This is a genomic window from Lishizhenia sp., assembly GCF_033720595.1.
GTDB lineage: Bacteria > Bacteroidota > Bacteroidia > Flavobacteriales_D > Crocinitomicaceae > Lishizhenia.
Genome location: NZ_JAWWCF010000117.1, coordinates 1 through 9,388, shown reverse-complemented (window position 1 = coordinate 9,388; position 9,388 = coordinate 1). Strand labels below are relative to the sequence as shown.

9 protein-coding genes are annotated in these 9,388 nt (G+C 36.1%); 3 read left to right on the top strand and 6 right to left on the bottom strand.

Annotation, left to right across the window (positions count from 1 at the left end; translation table 11 throughout):
• Positions 1–488: 488 nt before the first annotated feature.
• On the top strand, positions 489–1,466 hold the full coding sequence (locus R3333_RS09310; RefSeq protein ID WP_318958518.1) for a fatty acid desaturase family protein: 978 nt from the start codon (positions 489–491) through the stop codon (positions 1,464–1,466).
• Here the strand turns inward: R3333_RS09310 and R3333_RS09305 are convergent.
• Positions 1,456–1,896, bottom strand: a complete 441-nt coding sequence (locus R3333_RS09305) for a YqaA family protein (protein WP_318958517.1) — start codon at positions 1,894–1,896, stop codon at positions 1,456–1,458. The two genes, R3333_RS09310 and R3333_RS09305, sit on opposite strands and share 11 nt — an antisense overlap.
• Positions 1,897–1,946: 50 nt before the next feature.
• Here R3333_RS09305 and R3333_RS09300 point away from each other — a divergent pair, with 50 nt between their 5' ends.
• Entirely contained in the window at positions 1,947–3,260 is a 1,314-nt protein-coding gene (locus tag R3333_RS09300) for a cytochrome P450 (RefSeq protein WP_318958516.1), read from the top strand.
• Here the strand turns inward: R3333_RS09300 and R3333_RS09295 are convergent.
• On the bottom strand, positions 3,257–3,847 hold the full coding sequence (locus R3333_RS09295) for a hypothetical protein (protein WP_318958515.1): 591 nt from the start codon (positions 3,845–3,847) through the stop codon (positions 3,257–3,259). The two genes, R3333_RS09300 and R3333_RS09295, sit on opposite strands and share 4 nt — an antisense overlap.
• A gap of 122 nt (positions 3,848–3,969) precedes the next feature.
• Between R3333_RS09295 and R3333_RS09290 the strand changes: the two genes are divergently transcribed.
• Positions 3,970–6,261, top strand: coding sequence for a phosphotransferase (locus R3333_RS09290; protein WP_318958514.1), 2,292 nt, complete (start codon positions 3,970–3,972; stop codon positions 6,259–6,261).
• Here R3333_RS09290 and R3333_RS09285 read toward each other — a convergent pair.
• The 4 genes from R3333_RS09285 to R3333_RS09270 form a co-directional block, all read right to left on the bottom strand.
• On the bottom strand, positions 6,258–7,034 hold the full coding sequence (locus tag R3333_RS09285; RefSeq protein WP_318958513.1) for a hypothetical protein: 777 nt from the start codon (positions 7,032–7,034) through the stop codon (positions 6,258–6,260). The two genes, R3333_RS09290 and R3333_RS09285, sit on opposite strands and share 4 nt — an antisense overlap.
• Entirely contained in the window at positions 7,035–7,598 is a 564-nt protein-coding gene (locus tag R3333_RS09280; protein WP_318958512.1) for a hypothetical protein, read from the bottom strand.
• A complete protein-coding gene (locus tag R3333_RS09275; protein WP_318958511.1) occupies positions 7,598–8,944 on the bottom strand; it encodes a nucleotidyltransferase family protein in 1,347 nt (448 codons plus the stop codon). The genes R3333_RS09280 and R3333_RS09275 overlap by 1 nt, the downstream gene beginning before the upstream one ends.
• Positions 8,937–9,388 (bottom strand): PEP-utilizing enzyme (locus tag R3333_RS09270; RefSeq protein WP_318958510.1); only part of this gene is annotated, 452 nt, incomplete at its 5' end. The genes R3333_RS09270 and R3333_RS09275, both read right to left, overlap by 8 nt.

Genomic DNA, 9,388 nt, shown 5'->3' with positions numbered 1-9,388 from the left:
GCTCAGCTGGTAGAGCAATACACTTTTAATGTATGGGTCCAGGGTTCGAATCCCTGCGGGATCACAAAAGAAAGCCTTTCACAATAGTGAGAGGCTTTTTTGTTTTACAGCGTTTTGAATCCATTCAAATAAGATGCAAAATGAAGAAGACTCTTGTTGCGTTAGTAATAAAAAGCTTTCATGCTTGAGAATAAATCAATGCGCAATAGGATCATGATAATAATCCCTGCGGGATCACAAGAAGGCTTCCAAATTGGAAGCCTTTTTTATGCCCTAAAGTCAAACCGCAGTAAACAAAGGCAATTCTAATTTAAACCCTCTTTGCACCCTATTTCAGTAAATGCAAACACATATTAATGAGGTCTAAATACACTTCTAAAAAAGTCTACCGACTTATGTTCACACCTAACCAAATACCTATAGTTTATCGAAACTTATTATCAATATTCACTAATAATCCATAACTTTTAAAAGATTAAAATACTACTATGGAATTAGACAAGAAGTACAGAAATTACCTTATGCCTTTGTTGCAACCCAACAACACTATTTCTTTACTTAAAGCGGTATTAAACTTTAGCATCTTTTTCTTCACTATCCTCGTTGGAATCGTCGCTTATCAAGATTATTTCTGGTATGTACCCTTACTTTGGATTCCATTGATACTTGTAATTTTCAAATCATTTCTATTTCTGCACGATACCGGACATTACAACATGTTTAGCGCTAGAATAATGAATGAAATTGTTGGTCGAACCTCAGGGTTAATTACCACTTTTCCCTATGGACTTTGGCAATATGTACACAATTATCATCATAAAACTTTCGCCAATTTAGATGAACGTGATTTTAATCCTGAAATTTGGATAATGACAGTAGAGGAATACAGGAATGCTTCCGAAGGCAAAAAGCTATTTTATCGTTTTGTTCGTTCAAAATTTGCTCGATTTGCACTTATCCCACTTATCAATTTCTTACTTACTAGAATTCCATCCAAACGTGGAAGTATACAATCTAACACTTCCATCCTCATGAGCGATGCAGCCTATATTATCATCGGATACTTTATTCTACATTATGATCTTGGAATGGAGGTCTTGTGGACCCTTGGAGCTCCTTGGTTTATTGCTTATAGTGTGGTAGCTATGGTTTTCTACATGCAACATCAATATGAAGAGGTTAAATGGTATAGGAAAGAAAAATGGAGTTTACTTGAAGCATCGATTCACGGGGCTTCTTTTATGGATTTTGGTCCTTTTCTTAATTCAATTTCAGAAAATGTACGGTATCATCACGTACATCATTACAACTGTGCTATTCCTTCGGTAAACCTTCCCAAAGTGCATCAAGACATTTTCGAATCACACCACATAAAGCCCGTACATTTTAAAACCTTTTACAAATGTCTTAACCTAAAACTTTGGGATGAAAAAAAGAATAAAATGGTACCTATACCTAAGCAATAATATTGAAATATATTAAAGACAAACCTATATAGCGTATCATCTTCCCGATGAACATGGTAACACTTAAGGGGAGCAAGTCAACTCTGAAAAAACCCAGTGCTGCAGTCATGGGCTCTCCAATTAATGGAACCCAGGAGATAAACCCCAGCTTCACACCCCATTTATCAAAGCGCTTGCGCCATTTTTCTAATTTTGATTCATTCAACTTAAAACGCTTAATTAACTTTTCATTATTGGCGTAATAACCGATGTAGTAATTGACAATACTCCCCAATAAATTTCCACAGGTTGCAACAATCACAACAGGAATGGCTGAATATTCTAATTCATAAAATCCAATCACAAACACATCCGAAGGAAAAGGAAAAAAGGTAGCTGAAACTAAGGTTCCCAGAAACAATCCAAAATATCCAAGTGTTAATAAGCCCATAAGCAATTATACAATGTTCTAATTTAGTATTTTAGCTTTAAAGCAACTTCATGACGAATAAAAACAAACAGCTACCCTTAGTAAAAGGAAAATGGCCTTGGAAAGCAGCTTTTGATCTGATCAAAGACCCTATTGGTAGAACCAAAAAGCAATTTGAAAGTCATGGAGATATCTATAGAGTTTCTGCTCCCATTCCTTTTGTGGTAGTTACGGGTTATGAGCACGCTAAAACAATTCTTCAGCAAAATTGGAGAAACTATACCAAAGGTCCAGCTTACAAAGGGTTTGGATTAATGCTAGGGGATGGAATACTCAACAGCGAAGGGGAAAAGTGGAAGAAACAACGTAAAATGATTCAACCATCTTTCAACAAAGAAGCTGTAAATCAGCTCTATGAAACCATGTCCGACCAAGTCGATGAATTGATCAAATCTTGGCAGAGGAAGAAAACTTCGTCCATCCAGTTAAAAGATGAAATGATTGCGATTTCTATTAAAATTATCAGCGTTGTTTTGATCGGCGAAGCGCGCTCTAGTCATTACGAAGCCAAACTCCTTCCGCTGATACAAAAACAATACTCCTTTGTTCTCTACCACAACAGAAACTTTTTTAAGTTCCCTTTATGGTTTCCTACCCGAAGAAATATTGTTTACAAAAAAACGAAAGAGGAATTAAAACAGCTCGTGCATGAGATTATAGCACTTAAAAAAACGGATAATGATGATACCCTACTCTGCAGGTTAATTCAAGCAACAGACGAGCAGGGTAATAAAATGACAACCGATGAATTACACGATGAATTCTTAACCTTATTCGTTACTGGTTATGAAACGACGGGAAGTGCTTTGAGTTGGGCGCTTATTCTTTTGGCGCAGCATAAAAAGATGCAAGATAAACTAGTAGAAGAGCTCATTGAAAATGACACTCATCTTGAGGGGGTAACGAGGTCTAAGTGGCTTAATGGAGTGATTAAGGAAACGCTTCGCCTCTACCCTTCCGTATGGCTCATAGCTCGAAAACCTATCGTGGAAGATCATGTCAATGGTTGGAAAATTCCTAAAAAAGCACATGTACTCATTTGTTCCTTCATTGCGCATAGAGACCCCAAATATTGGCAAGATCCAGAAAAATTTCTACCTCAACGATTTTTTAATAGACAAGATTTAAGCGGATACATGCCCTTCGGACTTGGAGCTCGTATGTGTATTGGAAATCATTTTAGTCATATAGAAATGATGGCGGTATTGGCTAAAATGAGCAAGGCTTATTCATTTTCATTGCCCTCTGATCAACGTGTAGAGATAGACCCAAAAATCACCCTTCAACCGAAAGGTGATTTGAGCCTAAATATTGTTCCACGCTAAATTCGCAGTCCTACAGAAATTGAAGGAACCATTAAGAATGATTTTAATTCTTCTGGACGCGTATCCACCGATTTGGTCGCTCCGAGATAAAATGCCGAACGAATCTGAGGGTTGATGTAAAGCATTCGTTTATATACATACCATTCGTATCCAACAAATGGGGTAAACAAAAAGGTTTTATAATTTAGATCATTGAAACCTTCCTTTTCGATTAAGATGTTCTCCCACCCTAAAATAAGTCCTACATAAGGATTTGATTCCATATTTTTCGCAACTCTAAAGCGGTACCTTACATTCAAGGCAAACTCTTGTGTTACTCTACAGTTCAAGGAATCGTTGTAATCAACAAACATATTCCTTGCAATTTGATCGGGAATATCTGTGGTCATTAAATAAAGTCCAATCCCCAAATTATTGTCTTTGGTAACATTGTAAAGGATGTTAAGTGAACGACCATTATTGAAAAATAAACCAGGTTCAAATTCAAGTTTTAAACGATTGTTATCTACATTTTCTTGGGCAAAAATGTAAGGCACTTGAATTAAGAGCACAGCAATAACACTGAAAATTTTAATAGAATTTTTCATAGTAAGTAGTATTGTTTCTTTAAATGTATGAAGAAAAAATATACTCACCTATGATATTTATCATTGCAAGGAAAGCGTTATGGTTGATTTATTTGCTTATTTTGAGAAGGTAATACTACTTCATGAGCGAATACGAATACACGCCCGTACCAGGCAGGGGGCTTTTAACACGTAAGTCATTAGATCTCAGACTTGAGCACCTTCAATCGAAAGGATACAAGATTGATCAAATTCAAAAAAGCAATATAAATCCCTATGATATTCAAAAAAATATAGAATCCTTTATAGGCTCTGTAGAGGTTCCTTTGGGTATTGGTGGACCTCTACGTATGAATATTCAAGGAGAGGAACAAGATGTTTATTGTGTAGCAGGTACACTAGAGGGTGCACTAATGGCAAGTATGAATAGAGGTGCAAAAGCCATAAGTCTAGCGGGTGGTGTAAAAGGTAAAATGATTCACCAGCGTATGATGCGCGCTCCCATGTTTCAGATGAATAACTCAGAAGAAGCAGCTGTTTTTGAAGCCTTTGTACATGATAATTTTCCGCAAATTAAAGAGCAGGCAGAATCTTATTCCAACCACGCTTGCTTATTGAAATTAGATACAGTTATTCTCGATGAATTCGTAACGGTAAGGTTCATTTACACCACGGGAGATGCTGCCGGTCAAAATATGACCACAACCTGTACCTGGCATGCCATTCAGTGGATTAATCAAGCGTTTGAAGCAACTACCGGAATAGAGATTAATCATTATATCATTGAAGGAAATGGTGCCTCCGATAAGAAGGTATCTCAACTCTTATTAGATCAAGGTCGTGGTGTTAAAGTAGAGGTAGAATGTACTTTAAGTGAGGACATCATTAAAAAAGTACTTAGAACAGACGTCACAACCATAATGAACTTTTTTACTCCGAGTAAAAAACTCGCCGCTAAAGATGGAATGGTGGGATACAACGTAAATGTAGCCAATGTGATTGCTGCTATTTTTGTGGCAACCGGTCAAGATCTGGCTTCCATTCATGAATCTTCAACAGCCCTGTTAGAAACTAAAAAGGTTGAAAATGGAATTCACGCCAAACTCACCTTATATTCTTTAGTAATTGGAACCGTAGGAGGAGGAACACACCTTCCAAAACAACGTCAAGCTTTAGAATTAATGGGATGCTATGGCACCGGAAAAATAGAACGTTTTGCTACGATTATTGCTGGTTTTTGTTTAGGCCTTGAACTCTCCACTATCTCAGCTATCGCAAGTGGTGAATTCGCCAAAGCTCATGAAAAATTAGGAAGAAACAAACCTGTAGATTGGATACAATGGAATGAACTCAATTCCGATTTCATCACTGCGGTCATTCGTCCGTATCTCTCCGAAACACCCCGTGAAATAGAATTACACAAAGGTGAATTAGAAAAAGGTATTTTAATGAATATCTGTAGAAGGGTAACCAACAAATTAATTGGTTTCATTCCCCTATCAATAGAAACATCTAAAGGAGAGCAAAAAATACTGATCAAATCTAAAGCTAAGGATATAGAGGTAATCAAAGGATTACACATGATGTCTGCCTCTATAGATCCTAAATTGTCAGATTTACTTTCCAACCATAAAGACCATCTCGAATATGTAAACAGTCACCTCAAAGAGCTACTCATACCTCATGAAATTCATCAATTAAATGGAGATGGTACCCCTAAGTATTTCGGGCATATCCTTCATAACCAACGGGAAATCTTCATGCTGTTCCAAGAGTTTTTAGATGCAAATACAATGCATTTAATGGATAGTGAAAACAAACCTTGGTTATGGTCAAAACCCCTGACTAAAAATGTAATAGATGTCATCAACCAAATACATCTCTTATTTAAAAACAAGGATAGCCTACTTGAAAAAGTAGCTGTAAAACAACATCTTATCGCTCAAACAGAAGAGGTGCACAGATGTATGATAGATATACTCATAATGGAATATGGTGAGCACTATAAAGTTTTGAATCAATTTTTAGATGAGTTAATTGAAGGTCCACAAACTCAAGTGCATATGACCTTGGTACATAATGATTTCAACCCTAGAAATATTGCTATACGAAAAAATGGAGAACCTGTAATTTACGATTGGGAACTCTCCGTGATCGATTACCCGCAAAGGGATGTTGTTGAATTCTTAAGTTTCGTTTTGGAAGAAGATTTTTCTGCCGACCAATTGATGCATTGGATAGAATACCATTATCAAATCAGTGAGAGCGAGACATCATTTGAGGATTGGAAGAATATCACCTTACTTTCCATTAAGAAATACATCGTTACACGTATTGTTTTCTATAAAACAGCGAACGTTGTTATGAACTTAAAATTCGTAGATAGAATTTATGCAAATGCTATGAGAATGCTTCAAATTTTAGAGGAAAATTAGCCAAAGCGCTCTGTAAAAGAATCTACCAATTGACGGGTAGGTTCCCAATCTGATGTATCTAAACTTTTGAAATTTATTTGTGCATCTTCTAATACCTTGGTATAAAGTCCCTTCATGCGTTCCATAGCCACTTTGGTTTCGTGTACTTCTTTATTAGATCTTGAAGAAATGCGTTGGTATAAAACTTCTGTAGGTGCGTTTAAAAAATAAACTTCATCGGGCAATGCTATATTAAAAAGCTTACTCAATTGTTTAACTTTAAAATTTTCAGCATCTGAAAACCAATCCTTTAAAAATAATAATAACCCATTCGCATTTTTAATTTGATCCACTCCAAGGTTACGGTTGACTTTTTGTGCAATTTTCTCAAAAACATGCCCTTCTTCTTCCCCAATTTCAAGATCATTAGTTAAAGCAGAAGATTGGTTGAGATACTCCATGTATATTAAACCGTATACGGCCGTATCAATCAAGGGATGTCTTTCGCAAAAAATCACCTTAGGAGAATGACTTTGTTGGAATGCATAGAAATCCTCAAAAAACAGCATAGACGAGAATATAGAGATGATTTTCAAGGTTGGACTTTTTAATTCGTCGGACTTCTCTCCCATTTTATTGATGAATAATCCCACCTTTTTTAAGTCACCTTCGTATTGATCCACCTCGATTTTAGGAACACGAACAAAACGAGCATTTATACTCGATTCTTCTAGCTTATCTAGAAAGGACGTTTTACCACTTCCATCTACACCTGTAATAACGATACTTTTCATTTACAAACTTTCTAAAATTTCACTTACAATCGTTTCAACAGGTACCGATGCATCAATTTCTACCCAATCCGATTGATTAAAAAACTCCCACTTTTTCAGTGCTTTCTTTTGAAAGGTCAAATAGTTCTCGGTGGACTTTTTCTTTAACCCACATTCATAATGCGTAAAATGCTCACCTTTACGTTTGATACACTCCTCAACGGGTAACATTAGTCGAAAAACCTTAGAGGGAATGTTAAACTTTTTCATTTCTTGTTTCACCAACTCTTCATCAGCTCCATAAGCCAATTCAGCCGCAAAATATTTGTAAAAATATGCGTCATGTAATATGATTTCACCCGCACTATTCTCCATGGATTGTTGATAAGCCGAACTCATAAAACGAACGCGGTCATTAGTAGTTAGTTGAAGTAAATGCAGAGCAACTTCCTCCTTAGATTGAAAAGCGCTATTGGCGATTGCATCCCAGATACTAACCACTCTAACGTTAAGTTTAGTGCGAAGTTCTTTAATCACACTAGACTTCCCCGTTCCATCTATCCCTGTTATTACAATATGCTTCATTATTGAATGTTTTTAACGGCTTTAGCAATTTCTTTGGGGTCTATATCTCTGCTTTTCAAATAATCAAAATATGAGGTTTGAGGTATAATGTAATTTTTTAAAGACACTACTAGATCTATTAACAGTTTTAAGAAAAGTAAGAAGGTAAACTTCCATCCGATTTCTTGAGCTATAAGAGAAAAGATGTAATACGGAGCTTTTAGAAAACTTACGACATTTGAAAGAACAGATGCTCCTTTTTGTTGATCGTCTAGTTTCAGGACTACATCAATATTTGGAAAAAATATCTTGCGCAAAATCTTTGCATAGAATAACGCTTTTAAATGAAATTTGGGGAATAGATTGAAATAGATAACATCCTTTTCTATGTCCTGGAAATAGTCATTATAAGAAGCGTGTATATCTCCACCCAATTCAAGTATTTTCAACCTTTTGAGGGTACGTTGAAGCAAATAACCACTTTGGGGTTTTATTTTTTCTATAAATTCTTTGGGTACAGCAGGAGCACAAGAATTACTCATTTGACATGCAAAATAAGCCTTGTCTAATGCATTGGCTTGTTCTAATATGCTATACATTTTCTCGTAATCCAATGACTCATGATAAAGCAAATTGTAAATATCCATACAATCACGTACCCCACATTTGTAAATACCTAGATGTAGAATGAGATGTAGAAAATTGTACTCCGGAGATAAGGCCAAAATATTTACCCCTTCAAATTCAAAAGGAACGGCACTTTTCCAAACATCCTCTATATTGACCTCATATTTTGTTGTAGGTGATTTCAGTCCCCATTGAGAACCAAAAATACAGTTGTAATCAGGACTAATAAAGGACATTCCCACATGACTAAATTGGGCTGGTTTTTCTTTCTCACCACTCCAACCAAAACCAAGCGGTATAAAGCCAAGTTCGAGATATACATCTTGAATTTTATTCCAATCTTCTTTTCTTATGAGAATATCAAAGTCATTCATTCTCTTATACCCCACGTCTTTGTATACCGTATGAAGAAAGTAGTTCCCTTTAAGCACCGCTACGTCTATCCCCTTTTCCTTAAACTTTACAAATACCTGTTGGGCTATATGATTTCGCTTTGAATTTTGTTCCTCAATACGCGTGTGTTCCTTATGAAAAAGTTGTTGCGTAGAATCTGGCAATAACTGTAATAGATTTTTATTCTTGAGCTGTGTGTATACCCAGGGTGCTAATTTCCACTTGAAGCAATAATCGTAGAAAGCATTGTAATCAGAAAGTAAACCTAATCCTTCCTCAATAAGAGCCAATTCCTGAGATGACCATTTGATTTTAGTGATCAAAGACGTGAGCTGAAAATTATTCATCCTTTAAATATACTATACCTGTTGTACCATTCATATTAATCGATTGAGAATTTTTAATTCCTTCGATAATTCCTTTTGCACCAACAATAGCTGGTAAATTCAATTCTCTTGCAATGATGGAAGCATGACTGAGTAAATTTCCTCGTTCTGCAATTATTCCGCTGGCTTGGGTATAGATGTTTATCCATCCTGGTTCAAAAAATTTAGCGATGACGATGTATCCAGAAAAATCTTGAGACAAATCTGTATGCTCATCAACCACAATAAACTTACCTGAAACAGAACCGCTACAGCAACCCATACCTTGTATCGCACCCTCTACGGGTGCAACCCTCGTTTGAGGCACAGGAAAATATTCTCCTTTTAATTCTGCAAAACGTTGAGGAAGCTCTTCTTCTTTAAAATGCTCTAATTCCTTTTTACGGGAAGTCACGAGCTTATTAT

Bases quoted from the DNA above. Each gene is read 5' to 3' on its own strand.
- R3333_RS09310 (WP_318958518.1), top strand. From the start codon at position 489: ATGGAATTAGACAAGAAGTACAGAAATTACCTTATGCCTTTGTTGCAA.
- R3333_RS09305 (WP_318958517.1), bottom strand. From the start codon at position 1,896: ATGGGCTTATTAACACTTGGATATTTTGGATTGTTTCTGGGAACCTTA.
- R3333_RS09300 (WP_318958516.1), top strand. From the start codon at position 1,947: ATGACGAATAAAAACAAACAGCTACCCTTAGTAAAAGGAAAATGGCCT.
- R3333_RS09295 (WP_318958515.1), bottom strand. From the start codon at position 3,847: ATGAAAAATTCTATTAAAATTTTCAGTGTTATTGCTGTGCTCTTAATT.
- R3333_RS09290 (WP_318958514.1), top strand. From the start codon at position 3,970: ATGAGCGAATACGAATACACGCCCGTACCAGGCAGGGGGCTTTTAACA.
- R3333_RS09285 (WP_318958513.1), bottom strand. From the start codon at position 7,034: ATGAAAAGTATCGTTATTACAGGTGTAGATGGAAGTGGTAAAACGTCC.
- R3333_RS09280 (WP_318958512.1), bottom strand. From the start codon at position 7,598: ATGAAGCATATTGTAATAACAGGGATAGATGGAACGGGGAAGTCTAGT.
- R3333_RS09275 (WP_318958511.1), bottom strand. From the start codon at position 8,944: ATGAATAATTTTCAGCTCACGTCTTTGATCACTAAAATCAAATGGTCA.